The following is a 25,917-nucleotide window of genomic DNA, read 5'->3' on the forward strand; positions in this document are numbered from 1 at the left end:
GTTAGCGAAGGGCTTTTTTTCTGAAATAAAAAATCAATTTTAAAAAGGAATGTAATGAAGAATTTTAAAATAGTAAGTTCATTAGTTTTTGTACTTGTTTTTTCTTTGTGTAATGCACAGAAAAATGCCATTGTAGCACATCGTGGCGCATGGAAAAAGAATAATCTGCCGGAAAATTCTATTGCATCATTAAGACATGCAATTGACTTAAAACTGCCGGGTTCCGAATTTGATGTTTGGAGAACTGCTGATGATTCGCTTGTGATCAATCACGATGCACATTACAATAAAATGCTTATTGAAGAAACAAATTACGCTGATTTGATAAAATTTAAACTTTCAAACGGAGAAAAACTTCCAACGCTGCACGAGTATATCTCAGAAGGAAAAAGAAACAATAAACATACACTTTTAGTCTGCGAAATAAAACCTTCGGAAATCAGTAAAGAAAGAGGACAAAAAACTGCTGTAGCAGCAGTCGAAACCATTAAAAAATTAAAAGCCAATAAAAACACCTGCTACATCAGTTTTGATTATGACATTCTAAAAACAATCAGAAAAGTAGATGCTAAAACTTCATTGCAATATTTAGAAGGAAATAAATCTCCAAAAGAAGTTAAAGCAGATGATATTAATGGTGTCGATTATCATTATTCCGTCTTCAAAAAACATCCCGAATGGATTCAGGAAGCAAAGGATAATAACATAATTCTAAATGCCTGGACTGTAAATGAAACTTCAGATATGGATTGGATTATAGACCACAAATTCAATTACATTACGACAAACGAACCCGAACTTTTAAGTGAAAGATTAAAAATCAAAAAATAATCCGCAGCTTACTAACATCTATCAAACAATGAAAAAAAGATATAAACTGTCTGCATTGTCAATTTTATTTGTGATTCTTTTTAGTCACAATCTTTTGGCACAAAAAATAGGTAAAACAGAATGGTTTGATCCTAATAAACCAGCGACTACTTATTGTAATCCAATCAATATTGGTTACAATTATACCACTCATAATCACAACGGAATTCCGGAATCACGCCGTTCAAGCGCGGATCCGGTTATTATAACTTACAAAGGCGAATATTATTTATTTGCTACGAATCAGGCCGGTTTCTTTTGGAGTAAAGACATGTCAGACTGGAATTTTGTTTACGGAAGTTTCCAAAGACAGCCGGGCGATGACGACCAATGTGCACCGGCAGCGTGGGTTGTAAATGATACTTTGTTTTACGTTGGTTCAACCTGGAAAAGAGATCATCCAATCTGGAAAACAGCCGATCCAAAATCAGGAAGATGGACACGTCATGTAGACAAAGCAATGCTTCCAACCTGGGATCCAGCGATTTTTCAGGATGATGACAAAAAAGTATATATGTATTACGGTTCAAGCGGAAAACTACCTCTTGTAGGTGTTGAAGTTGATTACAATACCTGGCTTCCAAAAGGAAATCAGGCTGATTATGCTACATTATATAAAGCTACAGAAGTAGAAGATATTCAAAAACCGTATGGTCAAATTAAAGAAGTGGCAATTTTAGATCCCTCTGCTCATGGTTGGGAGCGTTTTGGACCAAACAATGATATGGAACCCGCACCTTGGGGGAATTTTATTGAAGGAGCCTGGATGACCAAACACAACGGAAAATATTATATGCAATACGGAGCACCGGCAACCGAATTTAAAGGTTATGCAAATGGGGTTCATGTTGGAGATAATCCGTTAGGGCCATTTACCTATCAAAAACATAATCCGATGTCCTATAAACCAGGCGGATTTGTAATTGGTGCAGGACACGGAAATACTTTTGCCGATAACTACGGAAATTATTGGAATACCGGAACTTGTAAAATTTCAATAAAAGATCGTTTTGAGCGTCGTATCGATATGTTTCCTGCTGGATTTGATAAAGATGATGTAATGTATTCTATAACATCTTACGGAGATTTTCCAATTGTATTGCCAACAAGCGAACGTGATCAAACCAAAGGGGCCTCATCTGGCTGGATGTTACTTTCATACAAAAAGCCTGTAACGGTTTCTTCTTCTGAAGAATGTATGGAAGTGGAAACACACAGAATGGATAACGGAGGTAAAAAAGTGTATGAGAAGTTCTGTTATGGTCCTGAGAATTTGACCGATGAAAATATTCAAACATATTGGTCGGCAAAAACTAGTAATCCGGGCGAATGGCTTCAAATGGATTTGGGAAGATCAATGGAAATTAAAGCGCTGCAGATTAATTATGCAGATCATAAAGCAACGCAGTATAATAAAGCAATGGATATTTATTACCAGTATAAAATCTTCATGTCTGATGATGCTCAAAACTGGACTTTGGTAGTCGATAAATCTAAAAACGATAAAGATGCTCCACATGATTATGTAGAATTGACAAAGCCATTTAAAGCGCGTTACATCAAAATGGAAAACATCCACAACGCCTCAGGTTTATTTGCTATTTCTGATTTCAGAGTTTTCGGAAACGGATTAGCAGCAAAACCAAAAGCAGTAACTTCATTTAAAGTTGACAGAAAAAAAGCAGATTCCAGAAACGCCATGATTTCCTGGAAAAAACAAAATGATGCAATTGGCTATAACATTTACTACGGAATTACTCCGGATAAACTATACAACAGTATTATGGTTTATGGCGACAATACATACGATTTTAGAGGTTTAGATAAAGGAACAAAATATTATTTCACAATTGAGCCATTTAATGAAAATGGTATTGGTACAAAAAATAAGATTATCGAAGTAAAATAGTTTTTATTTTATAATAATTTAAAAGCTCCGATTACAAATTACTGAATTTGTAATTGGAGCTTTTTTTTGAGAAAAGGTTGAAGAAAATATCCTTTTCCTGTAAAGAATTTTGTTCCTTTGTGAATATGCCAAAGGCAGAATAAACTCCAAAATTACTATAGAAAATATGAAAAAAACGATTCTTTTAACTGCTTTAGTTTTAAACGGATTGCTGTCATCTGCTCAGACAAATGACGAAAAAAACATCAAATTATTTTATAAAAAAGCTTTAACTGAAGCAAAATGCTATTCATGGTTAGAATATTTATCTAACGACATCGGAGCTCGTTTATCTGGCTCAAAAGGTGCTGCAGAAGCTGTAGAATACACAAAAAGACAATTAGAATCTCTTGGATTAGATAAAGTATATCTTCAGGAAGTAATGGTTCCACATTGGGTTCGAGGCGAAAAAGAAACCGCTTATATTTTAGATGGAAAAGTAAAAACCAACATTCCAATCTGTGCTTTGGGAGCTTCTGTGGCGACTCCGAAAACAGGACTTACTGCTGAGGTGATTGAAGTTCAGGGAATAAAAGAACTTAATGAACTAGGTGCAGATAAAGTAAAAGGTAAAATTGTTTTTTACAACCGACCAATGAATCCTGAAAATATTGAAACCTTTACCTCTTATGGTGCTTGTGTTGACCAAAGATATGCCGGAGCAAAAGAAGCAGCCAAACTGGGAGCAGTTGGAGCAATTGTTCGTTCAATGAATTTACGATTAGACGATTTTCCTCACGCAGGAAATCAGAGTTATGGTGATTTGCCAAAAGAAAAATATATTCCTACAGCAGCAATTAGTACAAATGGTGCTGAATTATTGAGTAAATCTTTAAAAGTAAATCCAGCTTTAAAGTTTTATTTCAAACAATCCTGTGAGACTTTGCCGGATGCATTATCTTATAACGTAATTGGAGAGTTAACAGGAACTGTAAATCCAGATAATATTATGGTTGTGGGCGGTCACTTAGATTCCTGGGATTTGGCTGATGGTTCTCATGATGATGGAGCAGGAGTAGTGCAAAGTATGGAAGTAATCAGAATTCTTAAAAATCTGAATTATAAACCTAAAAACACCATTCGTGTAGTTTTATTTATGAATGAAGAAAACGGTGGAAAAGGTGGTGCGAAATACGAAGAAGTGTCAAAGCAAAAGAACGAAAACCACATTTTTGCTTTAGAAAGTGATTCAGGAGGGTTTTCTCCACGTGGATTTTCAATTGAAGCTGATGATGCAAATGTGAAAAAAATACAAGGGTTTAAAGACTTTTTCGAACCTTATTTAGTACATAGTTTTACAATCGGACATGCAGGTTCAGATATTAGCCATTTAACTTCTAAAGCGATCGTTAAAGCAGGTTTAAAACCAGATTCACAACGTTATTTTGATTACCACCACGCAGCAAATGATAAATTTGATGCCATCAACAAAAGAGAGTTAGAACTGGGTGCTGCAACAATGACTTCTTTGGTTTATTTAATCGACCAAACAGGAATTGAATTACCAAAAGCAAATTAAGATTTTAAAAATCGACATAAAAAATAGGCTGTCAGCAATGACAGCCTATTTTTTTGTTTATGAATAATTTCATAGGATGACCCTATATTGTAACAAAGGATTTTAATCCGTTGATTTCAGAATGATTCATTTTAGATTTAAAGCTTCATCACAATCAAATAATAAAAAAATGTGATTGGAATATTAGAAAGTAACAATAGAATCTTAATACCAATTTCTTTACGTTGCTGAGGTAAATGAATAAATCTATCTGCCAAATGAACAAACATGATGAGGTTTACAATTATTGCAAACAAAGCAAACGGCCATGCAATAACCAAAACATTCGGACTTTCATTTGAAATAATGTATAAAACAAAAAGCACAGTTGTTATTATAAATGAACCAATTGCCAGCTCAATTGATTGAGTTTCTTTGAATGGTTTATTATCAATTGTTTTCATAATATTATATTTTAAAGGTTTGCTGAATAGATTGAACAGGAATTAAAAGCATTTTCGAAAAGTCCAGATAATGAAAAGGAAGTGCACTTTTTCCTTTTTTAAATTGTTGAATAAAGTATTTTAGCCGCTTCGGATAAAAGATTGTTCCCGTTAAAATCACCATATAGAGATATAAACTTCTTTTTCCGTTTCCGAACAGATAATACTGCATTCCGATTTCTTCGTAAACAGAAACTCCTGTATTGGTTAAAACATGAATAATATCGTGATCTTCCAGTTTTTCCTGAATATCAAAATGATTTCGGGAAAGAAAATTTCCTAAGCCCAATCCTAAACTGTTTTCCGGATAGCTTAATAATTTGGTTTTATCAATTTCCCAGGGTTCATTTTTCTTAAAATATTTTTGATACGGTTTTTTAGAACATTCATACAATTTCTCAATTAAATAATCTCTCATAATTATATTTTTAAAAGTTCTTTGAAATTCAAAGTTAATTAGTAAATAAAAAAGCTAGTACTAATAAATCAACCAGCTTTTTGCTATTTAATAGGTGTCTATAACAGTTTTTAATAAGTTAGAATCAGAAAGATCAGAAGGAGCAACAACTTTCTCTTCCAGCGGAATATCATTGCCGTAACGTTCTTTTAGTATTTTTTGAACCCTTGGGTCAGTTAAATTAAATTCTTTCAATTCACGAAGTTTTGACAATTCAATTCCGGCAGCATTCTTGTAAATTTTCCAAACCAATTCGGAGCAGTAAATTCTGTTATCTGTCCATTCAAAATAAGCATCATATTCTTTGCCATCAAATTGCTGACTGTAATCCTTCATTTTTTGTAAAACTTCAGGTTTCAAAACACTATCATTTTTCAGTCTTTTCACTACATATTTGCTGTCTTTTCCATGTTTGATCCAATCTTCCAGCGGAGTCAGTTTTACAGGTTGAACGGCTTCAAAAACAAACCATTTTCCATTTATATCATAAATAATCCCACAATGCGAAAACTTAGAATTAGTAGCGATACGAACTGCCTCACATTGTTTGGATTCCGATGTCTGAAAAATTACATCACCATCTTTGTACTTACTCGTTATTATTTTTTCCTGTTTATTTCCTGTAAACGGATTATTTGGAAAGACCTTTAAACTAATGAATAAGGCGCATCCAAAACTGATAATGAATGTGATTAACGGAAATAGAAACTTTTTATTTTTCATAACATGATAATTAAAGTACTTTGAGTTACAAAGTAAATAATAAAAAAAATAGCTGCCAAATAAAATGACAGCTATTTTTCTAAATATATTTTTCAGCAGTTATTAGATTCTGAAAATCCCTCCAACAGCAATAATTCGTTGAAAATAAGTAAAGTGCTGAGAAGCTTTATCTTCATTGCTTGCTGTGGTTTTAATGTCCTGCATGTTGATATAACCTCCTTTTAACTCTCCTTGTACATAGAAATGCTTGAAGAAAGTAATGTTAAGACCTGCTTTTGCAGAAACACCATAACCGGAAACATGAAAATCATCGTGACGTTCTTTTCCTAAAAGTGTAGTATTGGTTTTAGGATACAAAACCCCGGCGCCAATACCTTCAGTTAAGTTAATCTGAACTTTATCAATATTTGGTAAGCCAAACCATTTAGAAATATCATCAAATCTGGCAACTTCAGTATTAATATAATTCAAACCATCTGTATGCTCATACATTAAAAAAGCCGGACCGTTTGTATTTATTTCACCATTGCCATAACCACCTTCTTTAGCGCCTCCTTGAGACATATCAACAGGAGTATTGTTGTAATTACCATTGTAAATAGATGCAGGATCATCTGAAGGTAAATTGATGTTTCCAGTAACATTTGCAATCTGATTCTGTGACATTACATATTTCATGTGGTCAACACCAATGGTAACACTGTAATGATCACTAAAAAAGTAACCCAATCTCAGGTTTGTCTGAGGAATTGTCATATTAGCAGGATTGATGTAATCTACATGCCAGCCTTTTGGTTTGTCATGCGCTCTCATATCTTCAACCGTAAAATTGTAATCTTTACCTCTAAAGTTTACATCAGATTTTGAGTAACTTTCTCTGTTACCACCCCACATCACAAAGAATTTACCTTTATTGTGAGCGGCGTATTTTTGTACAGGTATTTCTTCCTGAGCAAATGTGTTTAATGAAACACAAGCTAGTAAGAAAAATAAAATTTTTGTTTTCAAAGAACTTAGTATTATAAATTAAAATGCATTAACTGTTTTTCTGATAGCCACTAATTTATTCATTAGACCTTCGAAATAGTCTAAATGAAGCATGTTAGCACCATCACTTTTTGCGTTTGCAGGATCGAAATGTGTTTCAATAAAGATTCCGTCAACTCCAACTGCGATTCCAGCCTTAGCAACGGTTTCAATCATATCAGGTCTTCCGCCTGTAACTCCTGCAGTTTGATTTGGTTGTTGTAACGAGTGTGTAACATCCAGAACCGTAGAAGCATATTGCTGCATAGTAGGAATTCCTCTAAAATCAACAATCATGTCCTGATAGCCAAACATAGTACCGCGATCTGTAACCATAACATTTTCGTTATTACAGTCTAATACTTTTTGTACAGCATGTTTCATACTTTCAGGACTCATAAATTGTCCTTTTTTTAAGTTTACCACTTTTCCAGTATTTGCAGCTGCAACAACAAGATCTGTCTGGCGAACAAGGAAAGCTGGAATTTGCAATACGTCTACATATTGCGCAGCCATATCGGCATCTTCGTTTGTATGAATATCAGTAACAGTCGGAACGTGAAAAGTTTCAGATACTTTTCTTAAGATTTTTAAAGCTTTTTCGTCACCAATTCCGGAGAAACTGTCAATTCTGGAACGGTTTGCTTTTTTAAAAGATCCTTTAAATACATAAGGAATCTGAAGATTGTCGGTAATACCAACCAATTTTTCAGCAATTCTTAGCGCCATTTCTTCTCCTTCGATGGCACAAGGCCCCGCCAATAAAAAGAAATTTCCGCTGTCAGTATGCTTAATTTGTGGAATATGTTGTATGTTCATAATATGATTTTTTGACAGTGCAAAGGTAGTTATGATTTATGAGTTTGAGATTAAGATTTAAGATTATTTTATGAAGCTATTCCTGCTATCCGCTCCAATATTTTTCTCTAAAACTTTTTTTCCCAAAGTCTGTTCAGGAGCTTCCTCCGGTCGCTCTGCCCAGCCAGGAAAAAATAAGTTTTAGAGAAAAATGATTTCCGCTGCTATCAGGGCTAGGCTTTATGGGAATTATGAAAAATTATCTAAAATCGTAATCTCTTATTTGGCGGCAATATTAGGATATCAAAAGAAATTGGTAAATGATATTTATCATGTATTATTACTCTCAGTGATTTTTTATTTAAAACCGATTAACAGAATTGTCATTTCAAGAGGATTAAGAAAATTTAAGTTAAATTATTAGTACTGGAAGATCTTTTGGATAGAATATAAAGCCTCCAAAAATAGATTTGACCAATAAAAAATAAAATATTCAAACAAATATTTATAAAAACTACAACTCGGATACGATTTATAATATCTTCAGAGCTGAATGAAATTAGTTCATAAAGACTAATTCTTCCAATAAACAATGCAGGAATAGTAAATAAAAGATAAACAATAAAAGTCTTTAAAGTTATTTGATCTTTGATTTTAGAAAGTTTCCAGGAACAAATTACAGTTGCAATAAGGGTAAGAAACTTAATTGAATTAGAAAGTATTTGTCCGGGAATAATAGTAGTATGCCAACCAGGAATTATTGATGATGAAAAATCAGAATTAATGCAGAGAACAGCAATATGATATGGAAAAATAAAGAGGCATAAAAGGATCATAATTTTAAAAGTAGCCTTAGTTCTCATCATAATTAATTATTTATAATAGATTTTGCTGACTTTTCGTTTTTTAGTTTGATAATTTTTTCAAATGTTAAATCATTCAAAGCAAGTTCTTTTTCAATTCTAAGGATTTCATATTTATTTTGTCTAATAAAGTCGCATAAATCCAGCGTATCGTTTTGTTTTGTTATGACATTTGATCTTCTCCAGTTTTTCGAAATTATACCGAATGTTTGATTTTGTTTATTTATGATTAAATCTCCATTTTGAGATTCAAAGTAAACTTCTTGCAAATCACCATAGTGATCTTCAATTTCCATTAAATACAATCCCAACGTGATGAATCCTGCACAGAAAAGTAATAGCAGTGAAAAGATAAGGAATGTTTTTCTTAACATGTTTATTGTTTCAGCCTCAATCCCATAGGAACCATCAAAATCCCTTTTTCATAGATATTCAGATAAAGTTTAATCGGTTTTTTTTGCCCTTCCCAAGTCAATTCGTAGACATTTAAAAATCCGGCGCCCATATTACTTCTTTTGGTAGGAAACGGACAACAGGTTTCCAATTTTGTGTACGTGATTTTTTCGCCACTTGGTCCGGCAAGAGCATTTAGAAAACGGGTTTCGTTTAATGTTTCGCTATTAGTATTTTGAAAAAAAATATTGACTGGATAATCAGGATCGTAACCGTATTTTCGATCTTTTGCAAATTGAGTAATGACAAAAGTATTGTCTCTTTTTAGAACCAAATCAGGCGCATTATCATCTACATTTTTTAATGTTGATTTTGTACTTACACAAGAAGAAACGATAATTAATAAAACAATTAAAAGAGTTATTTTTTTCATGAGAAATGTTATAGACTATTGTTCTTTTACTTTTTTTGGGTTTAGTTTTAAAATACCAAGTACAATCAGATATTGTGCCAGAAGATAAGTAATCATTATCAAAAAGGAACTTTTTGGAATTGGGTAATAAAACTTATTTACTGCCAGAATACTATCTGAAACCACAAAGAAAAAAGCTCCTAAAAATACCAAAAGATTTCCAGGTCTTTCCCAAACCAAAAGTCCGTTAAAAGCAAATAAAAGCATGATTGAAATAACTGTTGCATAAATAGAAACCGGGATTTCAAGATCGCCAAGATGCGGCATTAAAACCGAAACCATTCCGATTAAGTAAGTTGCAATCAAGACGCTTCCAATTACAAAAAAGGTTTTGTTTTGTTTTTTTCTAACTCTGTTTTGTTTGTTAAACAGGATACAATACAGAATATGTGCTATTAAAAAAGAGACTAACCCTATTATAAAATATATTTCTCCAAGATCTGTAAAAAGCAGAATAACATCTCCAATCCAGGAAAATAAAAGGGCAATCAAAAGGGTATTCTGAGTTGGAAATTTTCTGTAGAAATAAGCTCCAAATCCAAGAATTGGTATTAAAATGGGTTTCAAAAACAGATCGAAACGTTCATAACCAAGCGCCAGAATGGCCAGATATACAATGCTGAAAGCTATGTAAATTTTAAAAAATGAAGAGTTTCTCATAATAGGGGATTATGAATTATATATGGGTTTTGGTTGGTTTTTAAATTCAAAACGAATAAAATATACTGTCATTATAATTGATAGTATTAAATATGTAAAAATAATATAATTACCAATTGGAATTACATTATTTAAACCAAACCAGTCTCCATAATAGCTTATAATGCAGATTACGATGCCTAGTCTTAAGCTTTCCCATAAAACAGCGAATCTGTTTTTATCCATTAATTCTGTATAACTATAAATGGTAACAAAAATAAAAAAGCCGTAAACAAAAATGTTCGGAAGCCCAATCTTAGCAATATTGTCAAAAAGAAAACTAACAAATAATAAGGTAATCAGCATCTGGATTACAGACCAATATATTAATCTTTGAGAGTTTTGTGTTCCGTATTTTTCAAAGTCAAAAACATTTTCGATTTTGTTTACGGGATATTTTTCTTCAAAGCTCTCAGGACGCCATCCTGTTGGTTTAAACCAAATGGTGAATTTATCTTTCCATTTTGGAGCGCACCAGGCATCTTTTATCAATAAACTTAAATGCTGAAAATTTATTTTGATGGGATTCCAGGTATTTGCAGGTCTGGTAATTCCAAATACAGGAGGAACATCTTCCAATTCTTCCTGAAACGTGCCAAACAGTTTATCCCAGAAAATAAAAATCTGCGAATGGTTTTTATCCAGATATTCCGGATTAATGGCATGATGCACTCTGTGATGTGATGGAGTAACTAAAATATGCTCGACAAATCCCATTTTTTTAATGTGTTTGGTATGATACCAAAATTGCAAAAACAAATGAATAGGAAGCGTTATGGCTATGACAGAAGGAGGAACACCCAATAAAGCAGCCGGAATCAATAAAAAAGTAAATAAATTGACCAAACTCGCAATAGGCTGTCGAAGCGCGCAGGCCAAATTAAATTCTTCACTGCTGTGATGAATCGCATGTTTGTTCCAAAGAAAATTAATTTGATGAGCTAATCGATGACTCCAATAACCATAGAAATCAATCACAAAAAAAGCAATAAAGTAGGAGAGGACATTGGCTTCTAAATGTTGCAGAGCAATTTTGGAAACCAGCCATTCATAAGAAAGAAATGTAATGCTTAAGCCCAGAACATCTTTTACAGAATTGGTAATTCCGGAACTAATACTTGATACACTGTCAATAAGAGGTGCCGTATCATTTTTAGTATAAATGCCATATATTTTTTCGATGATAATTAAGGTCAAAAAAACAGGCATTGCAATAATCAATATTTTTCCATATTCCTCCATAAAAAAAACATTCTATTTATTTCAAATATAAAATAAAATAGAATGTTTTTTAAAATATTTTCAATCTAGACAATTTCAGCGCTCAGTCCAGCTTCTAAAAGTTGTGTACACTGTGGTTTCAATTTGTCAATAGGTCCTGTTTTTACGGTACATTTTCCGTTGTAATGAACAATTAAAGAACATTGCTCAGCTTGTTCGGCTGTATGGCTGCAAACACGCATAAGAGTGTCAATTACGTGATCAAAAGTGTTTACATCATCATTGTAAACGATAATTTCGTTATTGAAACCCGTTGCTTCTTTCTCGCGAATTCTTTCTCTAACTTTTTCTTTAGTACTCATTTTGTTTAAGTTTTTGTACTGATTTGATTATCAATATCTAATTTACGTATTTTAAAGATACCCAGTTGTTTCTTTGAAGCTTTTTAACATAAGTTAAACCCTTTTCAACGCAGGAAGCATCAATAAATGGAATATCTTCTTCATAAAATCCACTAAAAAGGATAATACCTTTAGGATTTAAGGCGTCGACGTAAGCCTGCATATCATTCAACAAAATATTTCTATTGATGTTGGCAATAATTAAATCGTATTTTTTACCGGCCAATAAAGCAGCGTCGCCTTCATAAACGCTGATGTGTTTGCAATTATTGCGTTCGGCATTTTCGATAGAATTCAAATAACACCAGTTGTCAATATCAATGGCATCAATAGGTTCAGCGCCTTTCATTTCAGCCAAAATTGCCAAAATTGCAGTTCCGCATCCCATATCAAGAGTTTTTAAACCTTTAACATCCATTTCCAGTAAATGTTGAATCATCATATGAGTCGTTTCGTGATGGCCCGTTCCAAAACTCATTTTAGGCTCAATTAAAATATCAAATTCAGCATCAGTTTTTGGATGGAAAGGAGCGCGAACGTGGCATTTTCCGTCAACATCAATAGGTTCAAAATTCTTTTCCCATTCTTCATTCCAGTTTACCTGATCGATTTCTTCGATAGTATATTCAATCTTAAACTCTTGCGATTGCAAAATATAAATATCATCCAGAATATTCTCATCCCATAAATCTTTCTTCACAAAAGCCGAAATTCCATTTTCTGTTTCTGTAAAACTTTCAAACGCTTTTTCGCCCAATTCTGCCACTAAAATTTCTGAACCCAATTCTTTTGGTTCAATAGTAAAATGATATCCTAAATAGATGTTTGACATAAATAAATTTTTTGCAAAGGTAACAATACAAAGTAAAAGTTGCTTGAAAATCTATAAGAACATTGATAATTTAAGAATAATTTAAAGCATAAAAAAAGCGATGTTTAATACATCGCTTTATATTGTTTAGCCACAGATTAAAAGATTAAAAGGATTTTTTTTAAAGAAATCTGTGTGAATCCTTTTAATCTGTTGTTGAAAAAAAAAGATTTAGATAGCTGTTACAATTGCTAAGAAATCATCAGCTTTTAAAGCAGCACCTCCAATTAAACCACCGTCTACGTCTGGTTTAGAGAAGATTTCTTTTGCGTTTTCAGGTTTCACAGAACCACCGTATAAAATAGAAACTTCATCAGCGATTTCAGCTCCAAAAGCTTTACGGATCGTTTCTCTAATGAATTCGTGCATTTCTTGTGCTTGTTCTGGTGAAGCAGTTTCTCCAGTTCCGATAGCCCAAACTGGCTCATAAGCTAAAACCACTTTTGACCAAGATTCTTTTGCGATGTGGAATAATCCGTCACGTAATTGATTCTCAACAATGTTGAAGTGATTATCAGACTGACGGTCTTTTAATTCTTCTCCGAAGCAGAAAATAACAGTCATGTCATGTTTTAAAGCAGTATCTACTTTGTTTGCGATTAAAGCATCTGTTTCGTTGAAAATAGCTCTACGCTCAGAGTGACCTAAAATTACAGTGTTAACACCAATGCTAGTTAACATATCAGCAGAAATTTCTCCAGTAAAAGCACCGCCTTCTGCCTGGTGAACATTTTGAGCAGAAACGCCGATAGTGGTATTTTTTAATTTTGCAGCAGCAGCTTGTAAGTTTACAAATGTTGGAGCTACAATTACTTGTGCATTTGTTTTAGCTGGAATTTTAGCTACTAATTCGTTTAATAATTCTTCAGTCTGCGCCGCATTTTTATGCATTTTCCAGTTTCCTGCAACAATCGATTTTCTCATTTTGGTAGTTTTTATTATTTTTTAATTTTTTGTTTTTGAAGGGAGTCAAAATTGAAATTGAATTTTGACATTGAAATTTGATATTGTTATTGAAAAATTATTTCAATGATTTTAAAGTTTCGTCAATTTTAGCAAAATCTGTTTCGATAGCGCGATAAAGCACAATTTTACCGGTTTTATCTACAACAATGTATCTTGGAATCCAGTCCAGATCGATAGCTTTTCCGAAAAGACCTTTCATTCCGTCATTCATCATATAATGATCGCCTTTGTTTAATTCGTGTTTTTCAATTCCGGCTTTCCATTTATCAGCAGTTTTATCAGCAGAAATGAATAAGTAAGATACATCAGGATTATTAGCTTGTAATTCTTTTAATTTTGGCATTGCTTTTACGCAGTCACCACACCATGAAGCCCAAACTTCGATAACTAAAGTTTTGCCCTTGTATTTTTTTAAGATGTTTTTAAAGGTAGTTTGGCTATCGTCTGTTCCTAATAATTTTTCAGATAGAGCTTCTTTAGAAAAAGCTGTTTTTTGAGCTTGTGAGCAAGAAAAGGTAATAAATGCAATTACTACTAAAGCAATTTGTTTCATATGTAAAATAAATTATTTTTAAAATTAAGTACTGAATTCACAAAGTTAAACAAACAATTTGAAAGCCAAATGGAGATTAACAAAATTTGAAGACTCGTTTGTTTTGTAACAATAAGTTAAATTTTGGTTACAAAAGCAGGAATGAAAACGTAATAGTACAGGAGAAAATCAGGTAATTTTTTTAACCTTGCTTTTTGAATTCAAAAAAAAGATTGAATTTTTGATTTGAAGAATAATTTTGAGAGCAAAAAAACGTCAGATTTCAATAAAAAAGTCTTCAAATAAATGGAATCATTTGAAGACTTAATTATTTTATTTTTTTGAAATTTTATTTCAGTTCATAGTTTCCATTTGCCCATTTTTTACTCGGAACAATCCATTCGTCTAAAGCTTTGTATAAAAAACCATGTTTTAAATTGGTATTCAATTCAATTTCCTTAAAATGATTGACTTTAAGTTTTGAAGTTTCTTTGCGTTTGATTGCTGAAACACCATAAATATCTGATTTTTCGTAAATCGTTAAAATATTACCACAGAAATTAATATCCGGAATTTCTTTTATGTCGACATCTCTGAAACATCCAATAAAAACAAAATTCATGTCTGGATTGGCTACAAAAGTTGAAACATATTGTGCTATATAACCACCTTTAGAAGTTCCAATTACGGTAATTTTATTTGGAGCAATTCCTTGTTTTACAAGTTTTTTGATTTGTTTCGTTATCTTTTCAGCATAATCGTATGCATTCGTGTTTTTCTTTCTGATTTCGCTGTAGACAATAAAACCGTCTTTTCGTAAAGAAGCTAAAATTTCATTGTATTCAGCTTTTCCATATTCTGGATGTGCAACGTCTAAAGGATTTTCTTCTATAAACTTATTGTGAAGGAAAAAGATATAACGTTGGTCTTTTTTTGATGTTTCGGATTGACTAAAACTTGTTTGAATTAAGAAAGTAGTTAGTAAAAAGGTCAGGAATGATTTTGAGATTTGTTTCATGAATTAGTTTGCTTTTTTTTAATGGTTGAAACAAATATAGATAACAAAATATATGATTTACTATTTTTCTTACTTAAGTTTAAGTCAAAATAAAACGCCAATTCAACTAAATTAATAGAAAAATTGGCGTTGTTAATTTTAGGTTTAAAACTTTATAATTTCAAATCATCAACATCGTTGTAATGTACTTTTTGAACAATAGTTCCGTTTTGTACAATCACAATACTTGGATTCGCTCTTTCAACGGTTTTTAAAGCTGTTCCGTCGCAGAAATAGAATTCAGTATCCAGGTTATATTGTTTTTTAGCTTTTGCTATTTCATCTGCTCCGGAAGCAGTCATTCCAATCACTTTATATCCTTTAGCTTTTGCATCAGCACTTACTTTTGCTAATTTTTTCATTCCTTCGGGATTGGATAGATTCAAATCGTAAGTAACAAAAATTAATAGTTTTGGCTCTTTTAACAACTCTTCTTTGTAATCGGAATCATCTTTAGTCATGGTGAAATCATGAATTGGCGGAATGTAACCTTCAGAAATTATTTTGTCTTTTCTGTCAACGAATGTTGCACCTTCCGGGATATTCATTAAATCTTTCTCCGTAAATTCCTTTTCAACACCGTTTACTTTGTAGATGAAAATCATTTCTACAACTGATTTTGGTGCACCTTCCGGAATTTCCATTCCTTTCTCGATGTTGGTACCCACTTTATACGGACGGAAATCTTTTATCGGATTATGATTTAAAACCCAAACTGCCATAAATACACATAAAATAATGGAAATTAAAGTAATTATATTGGTAACTAATTTTGAAAACAATGGTTTTACTAATTTTTTATTGATGAATAAAATCAAAATAAAGAATAGTAAAACAACGTCTTTTGTAAACGACTGCCAAGGTGTTAAGTGTAAAGCATCGCCAAAACAACCACAGTCTTTTACCACATCAAAATAAGCAGAGTAGAAGGTAAGGAACGTAAAGAAAACAATTAAAAGCAATAATGCCCAGATCGTTAGTTTTGACTTGTAACCTACCAAAAGCATTACACCTAAAACTACTTCTAAAATTACCAGAAAGATTGCCAGCCCTAAAGCCAATGGCTCTAAAAAAGGCATGTTGAAAACCGGCTCGCTAAAATATTCTGCCAGTTTATAAGAGAATCCGACAGGATCATTTAGTTTTATTAATCCGGAAATGATAAATAGGACACCGACAAATAATCGGGAGAATTGGGTAATGATGTTTTTCATGGCTAATATTTAAATTTAAAAATTCAATAAAAAAATCCCAAATTCCAATCTTACTTGGATTTTGGAATTTGAAATATTGGATTTTATTTGTTTATTGGATCTAAGATTAAAGCAAAAACCGAATAATTAATCATATCCTGATAATTTGCATCTATTCCTTCAGATACTATTGTTTTTCCTTTATTATCTTCAATTTGTTTTACGCGAAGTAATTTCTGCAAAATCAAATCGGTTAAAGAACTCACACGCATATCACGCCAGGCTTCTCCGTAATCATGATTTTTAGCTTCCATTAAATCTTTGGTCAGTTTTACTTTAGCATCATATAATTCAGTTGCTTTTTCAACATCAAGATCCGGCTGATCTACAACGCCTAATTCTAACTGAATCAAAGCCATTATAGAATAATTGATGATTCCGATAAATTCTCCTTTTTCGTCTTCATCCACTTTACGGACTTCGTTTTCCTGTAAACTTCTAATTCTTTGTGCTTTTATAAAAATCTGATCAGTAAGCGATGGTAATCTTAAAATTCTCCACGCACTGCCATAATCTGTCATTTTATTGATAAACAACGTACGGCAAACCGCGATAACATTATCAAACTCTTCGGAAGTATTCTTCATTTATATGCTGTATATTTGCTAAAATTTCTTCAAAAATAAGGATAATTTTTTAAGAGTTTCAAGTTTCAGGTTTTCTTTGTTTCAAGTTTTTTCTAAACAAATTGTTAACGCTGCGAACTTGAAACTGAAAAAATGTTTCAGGTTTCAGGTTTCAAGTTCCCAAACTTGCGTAATCTGCATGAACTTGGAACTTTAAACAAATAAAACTTGAAACCAAATGTTTATTAACTGCAAAGGCAAACTTATAGATTTAACGATTCCAAAAGTGATGGGAATCTTGAATGTAACGCCAAATTCTTTCTTTGACGGAGGAAAATATAAAAACGAAGACGAAATTATTTCACAAGTTGATAAAATGCTTTCTGAAGGAGCTACATTTATCGATATTGGTGCTTATTCCAGTAAACCAAGTGCCGAATTTGTTTCAGAACAAGAAGAAATCGACCGAATTGTTCCCTCAATAGAATTGATTTTAAAGCATTTTCCAGAAGCATTATTATCCATTGATACTTTTAGAGCTGAAGTTGCCAAAGCGAGTATAGAAAGCGGTGCAGCAATCATAAATGATATTGCAGCCGGCGAATTGGACGATAAAATGTTTGAAGTAATTGCCAAATACAACGTTCCATACATTATGATGCACATGCGAGGTAATCCGCAGACGATGCAGAGTTTGACGCAATATGAGGATATTGTAAAAGAAATGCTTTTTTATTTTTCTGAAAAAGTGCAACAAGCAAGAGCTTTAGGAATCAACGATTTGATTTTGGATCCTGGTTTCGGTTTTGCCAAAACTACTGATCAAAACTATGAAGTGATGAAACAAATGGAACTTTTTACTTTATTGGAATTGCCTGTTTTAGTTGGTATTTCAAGAAAATCGATGATTTATAAGACACTTGATATTACACCGCAAGAAGCTTTAAACGGAACCACTTTTCTGAATACGATTGCTTTGACTAAAGGCGCAAAAATTTTGAGAGTTCATGATGTGAAAGAGGCGGTAGAATGTGTTACTTTGTTTAATAAAATGAGTTTATAATAATATTTAAGCAATCGTTTTGTCATTCCGAGGAACGAGGAATCATACTAGTGTTTCCTCACAGAATGTCGCCAATCTTTGTCGAGTTTCGAGTGTGATTCCTCGTTCCTCGGAATGACAAACGTTGTGTTAATTCTTTGGGTAAAAAATAAATATGATGAAATACTTCACTTTAGTTATCGCTTTTCTTCTTTTCTCCTGCGGAAAAAAAGAAGATGTATTGTTGCCAAAATCAAACGTTACAATTGTAAAAGACGTACAAGATCATTCGCCCATTTATATCTTTTTTAAAACAGAAGGAAAAGATACAATTGCCGATTTAAACCGAAAAAGCGCGATCATTTCAACCAACTGGATTTTGAATGTAGACAAACGTCTTCCTTTAAAGTTGGTAATTCCGCAAGTAATGAAAATGCAGGATAAAAAGCGAACTGAAAAGATGCATCAGAATGAAGAATCTGAGAACTATTATTCTTATGCAGATTCTATTGGAAAGAATTTAGCTTTTCTGCCTTTCACGAAAGTGTTCTATAAAATGGAAAAACCTGCTAAAGGAAGTTTTATAGTTTACTTTAAAAAAGGAAAACAACAGGTTTTTGTGGGAAATCAAGAAATAAAAATAGCAGAAATATTAAAGCAATTTTACAGTATAAAATTTGAAAAAGTTCCAGATTTAGTCTTTCTGTTTGATAAAAATATGAGTTACGAAGAATATCTCCAATATAAAATTCTACTGCAAAAAGAAGTGACTTACAATCTCGACAAACTTCCAGTAGAGTACATTTTTTAAAACTTGAAGCTTTAGAAAAAACTTTGAACCTTTGTTTCTCTCGGCCTTTATCCCTTAAAAAAATCTACTGATGATGATAAGGCTCATTTCGCAAAATCGTAAATCCACGGTACAATTGTTCTATAAAAAACAAACGAACCATTTGATGTGAAAACGTCATTAACGATAGCGAGACTTTTCCCTGTGCTTTTTTATAAACGGTTTCAGAAAATCCGTAAGGCCCGCCAATTACATAAACCAAAGTTTTAACGCCTGAATTCATTTTCTTTTGCAATTCTTCAGAGAAACCAACGCTTGAGAATGTTTTTCCGTTTTCATCCAATAAAATTAATTGGTCGGTTGGGGAAAGTTTCGATAAAATCAATTCGCCTTCTTTTTCTTTTTGCTGGCTTTCAGATAAGTTTTTTACGTTTTTGATGTCGGGAATAATCTCCAGATCAAATTTGACATAAAAGGACAAACGTTTGGTATAATCGTCGATCAAAGTCTGAAGCGATTTATTATCTGTTTTGCCTATGGCGATAAGTTTAATATTCATTGTTTTGTTTTCTTTTTTGCCACGAATTGCACGAATTGGCACGAATTTAATTTAAACACATAGAGACATAGTTTCTCTTTGTCTGTAAAAGGCGTTTCACTTGCATCAATGCACATAGCTTCAATTGTAATCTATGTGTTAAAATCTAGATTTTTTCTAAATTCTTATATTCCTAATTTACTTTAAAATCTATGTTTCTATGTGTTTAATTTTTTTAGCACAAAGCATAGCTATTATTTTTTATTCTCAAAAACGGTTTCGAAATGTTCTACAATTGGAAATGGTTCGTAATAATGGTGTAGAATCTTTTTCCATTCTAAATACACTTCAGAGGTTCTAAAACCTACTGTGTGGTCTTCAAGTGTATTCCAGTCCACCAGCAAAAGATATTTGTTTTCGACTTCAAGACACTTTTCCAAACGATGCCCTAAATAACCATCTATTGATGAAATGTATTGACTTGCTTTTGCAAAATCAGCTTCAAATTGATTGGCTAATTCTGGTTTTACATATAGAAATGCACTTTCTAAAATCATAGTAAATTATTTTATCTGCTTGATCAGCTAAATCTGCGGGAGAAAATTATATTCTCGCAGATTTAGCAGATTCAGCAGATTTTATTTTTATAATATTTTGAACAAAAGAATCTGCGCTAATCTGCTTAAATCTGTTTAAAATCTGCGTGCAATCTCGCACAGATTAGTTTTTAGAAAACTTCGCTTCAAAAGATTTAAAACGGTTGTCTAAATCTTTAATTAATTGTTTTTTAACCGATGCGTCCTGAATGAAACTATAATTAATACTGTTGTAAACAAATTTTTTAATTGTTTCGTAATTCACATCAGGATATCTTTTAGCCAGTAAAACATATTGCTCCGTCATGTTACTCCTTAAAATTCCTGCGTCGTCTGTACTGATTACAATTGGCACATTGAATTCTTTGTAAAGTGTAAACGGATGTCTGTTTTCTTTTACTTTTAAAATGAACTCGTTGCTCACTAAATTGATCTCAATCGGAATGTTTTTTTGAGACATGTATTTCAATAAATCGTACGAATTAGCTTCGTAAGCAATGTCAACTCCGTGACCAATTCTATTTGCGCCTGCTATATAAATGGCATCGTTAATATGCCAGGTTAATTCTTCCGGCTGAACCAAACCTAAAGTCAACTCGCCTGCGTGAAGTGTGTATTTTACGTCAGGAAATTTAGAATGACAGTATTTAAACATGACCATATGAAGCCAGTAATCTTTCATAGAAGTCTGCCCGTGTTCCGGAGAAACGATATTTACGCCAGCTGTTAGTTTGCTTTCGCTTGACGAAATAAAAGCAATCACCAGATTTTTGAATAAATCTACCGGTTCCATAAAACGCAATACGAAGTTTTGATAACGCATCGTGAATTTTTCATCATCTATTTTTAAATCTTTGTGAAGTTTTGCGATGAAATTAGTATTGAAATCTTCAGCGTATTTTTTAGCCTCTTTTTTCTGAAGTGATTTATACAATTCATCCAAAAGTTTCAGAACCGCTTTTTCATCTTTTTGAATAGAAGCCTCTCGAAGTTTTGTATTGAAATCAGTTAAATCTGAAACATTCATATCACACGGAATTGTAGATAATTGTGTTTCGATATAAGTAACGTTTTCAGCAATGGCTCGTTTTTTTAATTCAAGCATTCCTTCTGCAAAATGACCTTTGATTGTAGGTTCAAATTTCATAAAAGAATCAAAAAACTGATCGTCAGAAGGGACAGAACCATTATAGTCTTTAACCGACCAGGTTTGCATTATCTGTTGTTCGTAAGAATCTAATTTTCCTTTTTTGGTAAGTGATGAAAAGTTTTCCCAGTTTCCATTCTCAGGCTTGGTTTTAGAAACTGCCATAGTTTCTAAATTCAAATAAAAGTCTTCTGCAATGGCTCTTTCCAAAAGAGGTTCTGCATAAACGGATCCTGAAAAATGGTGATGTAAATCGCCTCCTTTAGGCATTTGTTGGAAGAAAGCGGTTAAGAGCGCTTCATTATTTCTGATTTTTTCTAAATAACTCTCAGCAGTTTGAGAAAAGCCGATTTGTGCTATAAAAATGCAGAAAATTGTAATTATTCTTGTCATACTCTAAGATTAAATTACGCGCAAATATACGACTTTCTGCGAAAATTTGAAAACCGAATTTGTTGGGGCGTTTTTTTACCGCAAAGTTCGCTAAGGTTTTATTCCATGCGAGGCTTAATAGAAGCGCAAAAGTTCGCAAAGCTATGTCTAAAAAACTTTGCGAACTTTGCGTAATTCTTAGCGTGTTTTGCGGTTAAAAAATCTTAGAACCTTAGCATCTTAGTATCTCAGCACCTTTAAGAAAAAAGCACATCACGAATTTCCTCAACTTTATCAAAAACGCTTTTTGCAAAAGGACAAAGCGGAATAATTTTAAGGTTATTGTTTCTGGCATATTCTACAGCTGCCATAACCAATTTTTTGCCGACACCTTTTCCGTTAAAATCTGGGCTTACTTCTGTGTGGTCAATTATAAATTTGGAATCCCCTGCCCAAGTATAGGTCATTTTTCCTGCTTCTTTTCCGTCTTCAATGGCTTCAAAATAGCCTTTTCTTATATCGTTTATTTGTTGAATTTCCATGATAATTATATTAGTGTGGTTTTGATTTCGATTGAATGTGTCAATGTTTTATGGATTGGACAGCTGTTTGCAATCGTTTCTAATCTTTGTCTTTGTTCGTCATTAATTTCTCCAATTACTTCGATTTTTCGTGTAAATACCGAAACACCTCTTTCAGAATCTCTTTCAAAATCAATTTTGGCGTTGATTTCAGAAACGTCCCATTGTTTACGATTGATATACATTCGCAAAGTAATTACCGTACAGGAAGCTAATGAAGCGGCCAGAAGTTCTGTTGGATTTAATCCTAAATTTTTTCCGCCTAATTCCTGAGGTTCATCAGAAATTAAAACATTATCACTAGCTGATTTTATTTCTGTTCGATACAAACGTGTATCTATTTTTGCTGAGATTGTATCCATAAATTATTTGATTCTTGGTTCAGGTAATGGCACAAATTCTGTTTCTCCGGGAACTTTTGGGAAAGTTTGTTCTGTCCAGTCTTTTTTTGCTTTTTCGATGAGGTTTTTGTCTGATGAAACAAAGTTCCAAAAGATGAAATGTTCTTCAGGAAACGGCTGTCCACCAAAAATATAAACAGTAGAGTTTTCAGAAATTTCAAATTCACAAAGAGAAGCTTCAGTTGTAATTAAAATTTGTCTTGGATCGTATGTATGTTCTCCATTTTTAATACTTCCTTCTAAAATATACAAACCGCTCTCACCAAATAAATGGTTTCCAATATTGATTTTTTTAGCTTCTTTGCTTTTAATCTCAATAAAATACAACGGACTATAAACAGGAACCGGAGATTTTTCACCAAAAGCTTCACCGGCAATTAATTTGTACGAAACGCCATCTTCTTCCCAAGCCGGAATATCATCTGCTTCAACATGTGTAAAATTAGGCTCCATTTGCTCTAATTCTTTTGGAAGTGCCACCCAGATCTGTAATCCGTGAAGCATTTTGTCTGAATGTCTTAAATATTCGGGAGTTCTTTCAGAATGTACGATTCCTTTTCCGGCAGTCATCCAGTTTACGGCGCCTGGTTTTATTTCTAATTCTGTTCCTAAACTGTCGCGGTGCATAATGCTTCCTTCAAACAAAAATGTAAGCGTTGAAAGTCCAATATGCGGATGTGGCGGAACATCCATATTTTCATGATCACTTAAATGTGCAGGTCCCATATGATCGATAAATACAAATGGTCCGACAGCTCTTTTTTCACGGAAAGGCAATAAACGACCTACCATAAAGTTGCCAATATTGGCGGCACGTTCTTCGATAATTAAACTGATATTTGACATGTGGTATTATTTTATTTGAAAACAAAATTACAGTTGTGATAGAAATCTGTAACTTAATTTAGATTAAGAAAGCTTGTTTTTTGTATTATCTATAAAAGTAGGGAAAATGTAGAATAATTCAAACGCTTTATTTCTATGCATTTCAGTTTGTCATTCAGAGGAACGAGGAATCACACTCGGGATTCGACAAAGATTGGCGCTTTACTTTGTGTAGTTTCTAGTGTGATTCCTCGTTCCGAATGACAGAAAAGAGAGAATTCTTTTTGTTTAATCAATCAACTCAAATTCCAAAACTTCACTCTCAGTACCATTAATAATAATCGATAAATGATGCACTCCGGTATAAAAAACTCTCGTTGTAATCAATTTAAAAGACTGGTTTCTTTCAATCTTAGTTAATTGATTCGGATGGTAAATCTTTTCACTGATTTTAAAGACTTTTTTAGCCAAATGTCCTTTTGCTTTTTTATAGTGAATAGCATATTCTAAACGAACCGTTTTTGGTTCTTCGTTTTTATTGTTTAAATGAAATTGAAACTGAAGATAATCGCCAATTTTTACCGTCGGTGTTTTAATTTCGAAAGACGAAAGTTCAATATTACTGCTTTCTAAACCATAATGACTGAGAATTTCGGGATGTCCTTGTTTTAATAAAGTTCGGCATCCGTGTTTGATGATTCCGTCAGTTTCTTTGCTGTGACCTTTCCATTTAGAAGCAGTTTCCAATACAATCTGCGGATTATCTTTGGCAATATCATTTAAATTATTGGCTACACTTCTTCGGACATATTCGGAAGAATCGTTTTTTAAATTCTCTAAAATCGGCAAAATATAAGAGGGATCTTTCTTCAAAAAAGGAATCGCCATTGCCCAGGGTAATCTTGGGCGTGAACCTTCACTTGCTAGACGACGCACGTGATGATTTTTGTGTAATGACCATTTGATCATTTCGTCAATCATTTGTTCTTTGTATTTTAAGATGAAAGGGCGAACGGCAAATTCACAACTGATAAATTGTGTTACAGAAACAAAGGCTTTTTTGGAAGTTTCAAAATCTTCTAAACCGTAAATTTCAATATAATCGGCAAAGAAAATGAAGGCCAGATTACTGTCGGCAAAATTATTTTTTCTTAAGTTTTCTATGATTTTGTCAATTAAAGCAACAGCTTCAGGAAAATTTTGAGGCATAAACTGATGAAAAACAACAGTAGTATGTTTCATTCTTTCTTTCCATTCTTTTTGGGTAAAATTTCCATCAAAAATAGCTTCAATAAATTTTTGTTTTTCGAATGTTGGATGGACTTCAGCGACAGCTTTGCTAAAATTTTCGTAAAAAGAAACCGAGTAAATATCTTTAATTAATCCCATGATTTTTGTTTGAATAAACCTCAAAGATATTTAATTGATCGCTTATTAAGGGGTTAAGTTTTGTTAAGAATTGTAACTTTATTTTTCATACTATCTTAAGGGTTAAAAAAGAGATATTTAATGTTTTAAGTAATTTTTCGCAAAAAGTAAACTTTTAATTCCATAAAATAAGTTCTAATTTAGCGTATTATTAAAAATAAGGAAATGATAAGTAAAGTTCAGTTTCAATCAGAATTACAGCTTTTGATAAGCAATGCGATTAGAGAAGATGTTGGTACAGGAGATTACAGTTCTCTGGCCTGCATTCCTGATACGGCTCATGGTCAGGCAAAATTATTAGTAAAAGATCAGGGAATTATTGCCGGTGTTGAACTTGCTAAAATGATATTTGAATACGTAGATCCAAAACTAAAAGTAAAAACATATATTGAAGATGGAACGCATGTAGAATATGGTGAAGTTGTTTTTGAAGTTTCCGGAAGCTCACAATCTATTCTGAAATCAGAGAGAGTGGTTTTAAATACTATGCAGCGTATGTCGGCAATTGCTACAAAAACGAATCATTTGATGCAGCTTTTAGAAGGCACAAATGCTAAAATATTAGATACGCGCAAAACAACACCAAATTTTAGAGCCGCAGAAAAATGGGCTGTTAAAATAGGAGGTGGAGAGAATCATCGTTACGCTTTGTACGATATGATAATGCTTAAAGATAATCATATTGATTTTGCAGGCGGAATCACGCGTGCTATTTCTAAAACAAAAGAATATTTGAAAGCCAACAATCTTGATTTAAAGATTATTGTAGAAGCTCGTAATTTAGACGAAATTAGAGAGATTTTACTGAGTGACGGAGTTCATAGAATTTTGATTGATAACTTTAATTACGAAGATACCAAAGAAGCCGTAAAACTGATTGGATCCAAATGTCAGACAGAATCTTCAGGAAATATAAGTGAAAAAACAGTTAGAGAATATGCTTTGTGCGGTGTAAATTATATTTCATCCGGAGCTTTAACACATTCTGTTTACAACATGGATTTGAGTTTGAAAGCTTTTTAGGGAAGTTTTGAGTTTTGAGTTATAAGTTATGAGTTATGAGTTAGTTTTTGGTAATCT

29 protein-coding genes are annotated in these 25,917 nt (G+C 32.7%); 6 read left to right on the plus strand and 23 right to left on the minus strand.

All coding sequences use genetic code 11. The features are described from left to right. Nucleotides 1-54: 54 nt before the first annotated feature. The 3 genes from ACFS3A_RS04175 to ACFS3A_RS04185 all read left to right on the plus strand — a co-directional run bounded on the left by ACFS3A_RS04175 (nucleotide 55) and on the right by ACFS3A_RS04185 (nucleotide 4,337). Nucleotides 55-831: a glycerophosphodiester phosphodiesterase family protein gene (locus ACFS3A_RS04175; protein WP_379824086.1), complete on the plus strand. Its 777-nt coding sequence runs from the start codon at nucleotides 55-57 to the stop codon at nucleotides 829-831. Between the two features lie 28 nt (nucleotides 832-859). Further along, nucleotides 860-2,779, plus strand: coding sequence for a discoidin domain-containing protein (locus ACFS3A_RS04180; RefSeq protein WP_379824087.1), 1,920 nt, complete (start codon nucleotides 860-862; stop codon nucleotides 2,777-2,779). Nucleotides 2,780-2,945: 166 nt separating this feature from the next. Beyond that, nucleotides 2,946-4,337, plus strand: coding sequence for a M20/M25/M40 family metallo-hydrolase (locus ACFS3A_RS04185; protein WP_379824088.1), 1,392 nt, complete (start codon nucleotides 2,946-2,948; stop codon nucleotides 4,335-4,337). A gap of 137 nt (nucleotides 4,338-4,474) precedes the next feature. On the opposite strand, the gene ACFS3A_RS04190 is transcribed toward ACFS3A_RS04185, so the two are convergent. The 16 genes from ACFS3A_RS04190 to ACFS3A_RS04265 all read right to left on the minus strand — a co-directional run bounded on the left by ACFS3A_RS04190 (nucleotide 4,475) and on the right by ACFS3A_RS04265 (nucleotide 17,138). Next, nucleotides 4,475-4,780 (minus strand): hypothetical protein, encoded by a 306-nt coding sequence (locus ACFS3A_RS04190; protein ID WP_379824089.1) that lies wholly within the window; start codon nucleotides 4,778-4,780, stop codon nucleotides 4,475-4,477. A gap of 4 nt (nucleotides 4,781-4,784) precedes the next feature. Continuing rightward, the gene (locus tag ACFS3A_RS04195; protein ID WP_379824090.1) at nucleotides 4,785-5,237 is read right to left on the minus strand and encodes a hypothetical protein; all 453 of its coding nucleotides are present in this window, start codon (nucleotides 5,235-5,237) and stop codon (nucleotides 4,785-4,787) included. Nucleotides 5,238-5,324: 87 nt separating this feature from the next. Beyond that, nucleotides 5,325-5,999, minus strand: coding sequence for a YiiX family permuted papain-like enzyme (locus ACFS3A_RS04200; protein ID WP_379824091.1), 675 nt, complete (start codon nucleotides 5,997-5,999; stop codon nucleotides 5,325-5,327). A gap of 102 nt (nucleotides 6,000-6,101) precedes the next feature. Next, the gene (locus ACFS3A_RS04205; protein WP_379824092.1) at nucleotides 6,102-7,007 is read right to left on the minus strand and encodes a hypothetical protein; all 906 of its coding nucleotides are present in this window, start codon (nucleotides 7,005-7,007) and stop codon (nucleotides 6,102-6,104) included. 18 nt (nucleotides 7,008-7,025) lie between these two features. Beyond that, nucleotides 7,026-7,844 carry a 3-deoxy-8-phosphooctulonate synthase gene (gene kdsA, locus ACFS3A_RS04210; RefSeq protein WP_184163646.1) on the minus strand — a complete coding sequence of 273 codons (819 nt, stop codon included), beginning with the start codon at nucleotides 7,842-7,844 and terminating at the stop codon, nucleotides 7,026-7,028. An 847-nt stretch (nucleotides 7,845-8,691) separates the two neighbouring features. Next, entirely contained in the window at nucleotides 8,692-9,060 is a 369-nt protein-coding gene (locus tag ACFS3A_RS04215) for a hypothetical protein (RefSeq protein ID WP_379824093.1), read from the minus strand. Nucleotides 9,061-9,062: 2 nt separating this feature from the next. Then, entirely contained in the window at nucleotides 9,063-9,512 is a 450-nt protein-coding gene (locus ACFS3A_RS04220; protein ID WP_379824094.1) for a 2-dehydro-3-deoxyphosphooctonate aldolase, read from the minus strand. A 15-nt stretch (nucleotides 9,513-9,527) separates the two neighbouring features. Continuing rightward, nucleotides 9,528-10,211, minus strand: coding sequence for a lysoplasmalogenase (locus ACFS3A_RS04225; RefSeq protein WP_379824096.1), 684 nt, complete (start codon nucleotides 10,209-10,211; stop codon nucleotides 9,528-9,530). A gap of 9 nt (nucleotides 10,212-10,220) precedes the next feature. Continuing rightward, on the minus strand, nucleotides 10,221-11,492 hold the full coding sequence (locus tag ACFS3A_RS04230; protein ID WP_379824097.1) for a sterol desaturase family protein: 1,272 nt from the start codon (nucleotides 11,490-11,492) through the stop codon (nucleotides 10,221-10,223). A 65-nt stretch (nucleotides 11,493-11,557) separates the two neighbouring features. Then, nucleotides 11,558-11,833, minus strand: a complete 276-nt coding sequence (locus tag ACFS3A_RS04235) for an ATP-dependent Clp protease adaptor ClpS (protein WP_057118487.1) — start codon at nucleotides 11,831-11,833, stop codon at nucleotides 11,558-11,560. Nucleotides 11,834-11,870: 37 nt separating this feature from the next. After that, entirely contained in the window at nucleotides 11,871-12,704 is an 834-nt protein-coding gene (gene prmA, locus ACFS3A_RS04240) for a 50S ribosomal protein L11 methyltransferase (protein WP_379824099.1), read from the minus strand. A gap of 210 nt (nucleotides 12,705-12,914) precedes the next feature. Continuing rightward, nucleotides 12,915-13,667, minus strand: coding sequence for a triose-phosphate isomerase (gene tpiA / locus ACFS3A_RS04245; RefSeq protein ID WP_379824100.1), 753 nt, complete (start codon nucleotides 13,665-13,667; stop codon nucleotides 12,915-12,917). A gap of 97 nt (nucleotides 13,668-13,764) precedes the next feature. Next, the gene (locus ACFS3A_RS04250) at nucleotides 13,765-14,262 is read right to left on the minus strand and encodes a TlpA family protein disulfide reductase (protein WP_379824101.1); all 498 of its coding nucleotides are present in this window, start codon (nucleotides 14,260-14,262) and stop codon (nucleotides 13,765-13,767) included. 328 nt (nucleotides 14,263-14,590) lie between these two features. Beyond that, nucleotides 14,591-15,259 (minus strand): alpha/beta hydrolase, encoded by a 669-nt coding sequence (locus ACFS3A_RS04255; protein ID WP_379824103.1) that lies wholly within the window; start codon nucleotides 15,257-15,259, stop codon nucleotides 14,591-14,593. 152 nt (nucleotides 15,260-15,411) lie between these two features. Further along, nucleotides 15,412-16,512 carry a BT_3928 family protein gene (locus ACFS3A_RS04260; RefSeq protein WP_379824104.1) on the minus strand — a complete coding sequence of 367 codons (1,101 nt, stop codon included), beginning with the start codon at nucleotides 16,510-16,512 and terminating at the stop codon, nucleotides 15,412-15,414. Nucleotides 16,513-16,595: 83 nt separating this feature from the next. Then, nucleotides 16,596-17,138, minus strand: coding sequence for a DUF1599 domain-containing protein (locus tag ACFS3A_RS04265; RefSeq protein ID WP_379824105.1), 543 nt, complete (start codon nucleotides 17,136-17,138; stop codon nucleotides 16,596-16,598). A gap of 217 nt (nucleotides 17,139-17,355) precedes the next feature. On the opposite strand from ACFS3A_RS04265, the gene folP reads away from it, so the two are divergent. Together folP and ACFS3A_RS04275 are read left to right on the plus strand one after the other, a co-directional pair. Next, nucleotides 17,356-18,180, plus strand: coding sequence for a dihydropteroate synthase (gene folP, locus ACFS3A_RS04270; RefSeq protein WP_379824106.1), 825 nt, complete (start codon nucleotides 17,356-17,358; stop codon nucleotides 18,178-18,180). A gap of 157 nt (nucleotides 18,181-18,337) precedes the next feature. Further along, nucleotides 18,338-18,970, plus strand: a complete 633-nt coding sequence (locus tag ACFS3A_RS04275; protein ID WP_379824107.1) for a hypothetical protein — start codon at nucleotides 18,338-18,340, stop codon at nucleotides 18,968-18,970. A 64-nt stretch (nucleotides 18,971-19,034) separates the two neighbouring features. On the opposite strand, the gene rlmH is transcribed toward ACFS3A_RS04275, so the two are convergent. The 7 genes from rlmH to ACFS3A_RS04310 all read right to left on the minus strand — a co-directional run bounded on the left by rlmH (nucleotide 19,035) and on the right by ACFS3A_RS04310 (nucleotide 24,798). Beyond that, nucleotides 19,035-19,508: a 23S rRNA (pseudouridine(1915)-N(3))-methyltransferase RlmH gene (gene rlmH / locus ACFS3A_RS04280; RefSeq protein WP_179003332.1), complete on the minus strand. Its 474-nt coding sequence runs from the start codon at nucleotides 19,506-19,508 to the stop codon at nucleotides 19,035-19,037. 233 nt (nucleotides 19,509-19,741) lie between these two features. Then, the gene (locus ACFS3A_RS04285; RefSeq protein ID WP_379824109.1) at nucleotides 19,742-20,044 is read right to left on the minus strand and encodes an antibiotic biosynthesis monooxygenase family protein; all 303 of its coding nucleotides are present in this window, start codon (nucleotides 20,042-20,044) and stop codon (nucleotides 19,742-19,744) included. Nucleotides 20,045-20,207: 163 nt separating this feature from the next. Further along, nucleotides 20,208-21,623, minus strand: a complete 1,416-nt coding sequence (locus ACFS3A_RS04290) for an adenosine deaminase (RefSeq protein WP_379824111.1) — start codon at nucleotides 21,621-21,623, stop codon at nucleotides 20,208-20,210. Nucleotides 21,624-21,859: 236 nt separating this feature from the next. Next, nucleotides 21,860-22,144 carry a GNAT family N-acetyltransferase gene (locus tag ACFS3A_RS04295; protein WP_281632155.1) on the minus strand — a complete coding sequence of 95 codons (285 nt, stop codon included), beginning with the start codon at nucleotides 22,142-22,144 and terminating at the stop codon, nucleotides 21,860-21,862. 5 nt (nucleotides 22,145-22,149) lie between these two features. Further along, complete coding sequence (locus tag ACFS3A_RS04300; RefSeq protein ID WP_109192842.1) at nucleotides 22,150-22,545, minus strand: OsmC family protein; 396 nt, start codon at nucleotides 22,543-22,545, stop codon at nucleotides 22,150-22,152. Between the two features lie 3 nt (nucleotides 22,546-22,548). Beyond that, nucleotides 22,549-23,430, minus strand: a complete 882-nt coding sequence (locus ACFS3A_RS04305) for a pirin family protein (protein WP_379824113.1) — start codon at nucleotides 23,428-23,430, stop codon at nucleotides 22,549-22,551. Nucleotides 23,431-23,697: 267 nt separating this feature from the next. After that, the gene (locus ACFS3A_RS04310) at nucleotides 23,698-24,798 is read right to left on the minus strand and encodes a DNA alkylation repair protein (protein WP_379824115.1); all 1,101 of its coding nucleotides are present in this window, start codon (nucleotides 24,796-24,798) and stop codon (nucleotides 23,698-23,700) included. 204 nt (nucleotides 24,799-25,002) lie between these two features. Here ACFS3A_RS04310 and nadC point away from each other — a divergent pair, with 204 nt between their 5' ends. Continuing rightward, nucleotides 25,003-25,860: a carboxylating nicotinate-nucleotide diphosphorylase gene (gene nadC, locus ACFS3A_RS04315; protein ID WP_379824116.1), complete on the plus strand. Its 858-nt coding sequence runs from the start codon at nucleotides 25,003-25,005 to the stop codon at nucleotides 25,858-25,860. Nucleotides 25,861-25,917: the final 57 nt, after the last annotated feature.

Source organism: Flavobacterium notoginsengisoli (assembly GCF_042686225.1).
Classification (GTDB): domain Bacteria; phylum Bacteroidota; class Bacteroidia; order Flavobacteriales; family Flavobacteriaceae; genus Flavobacterium; species Flavobacterium notoginsengisoli.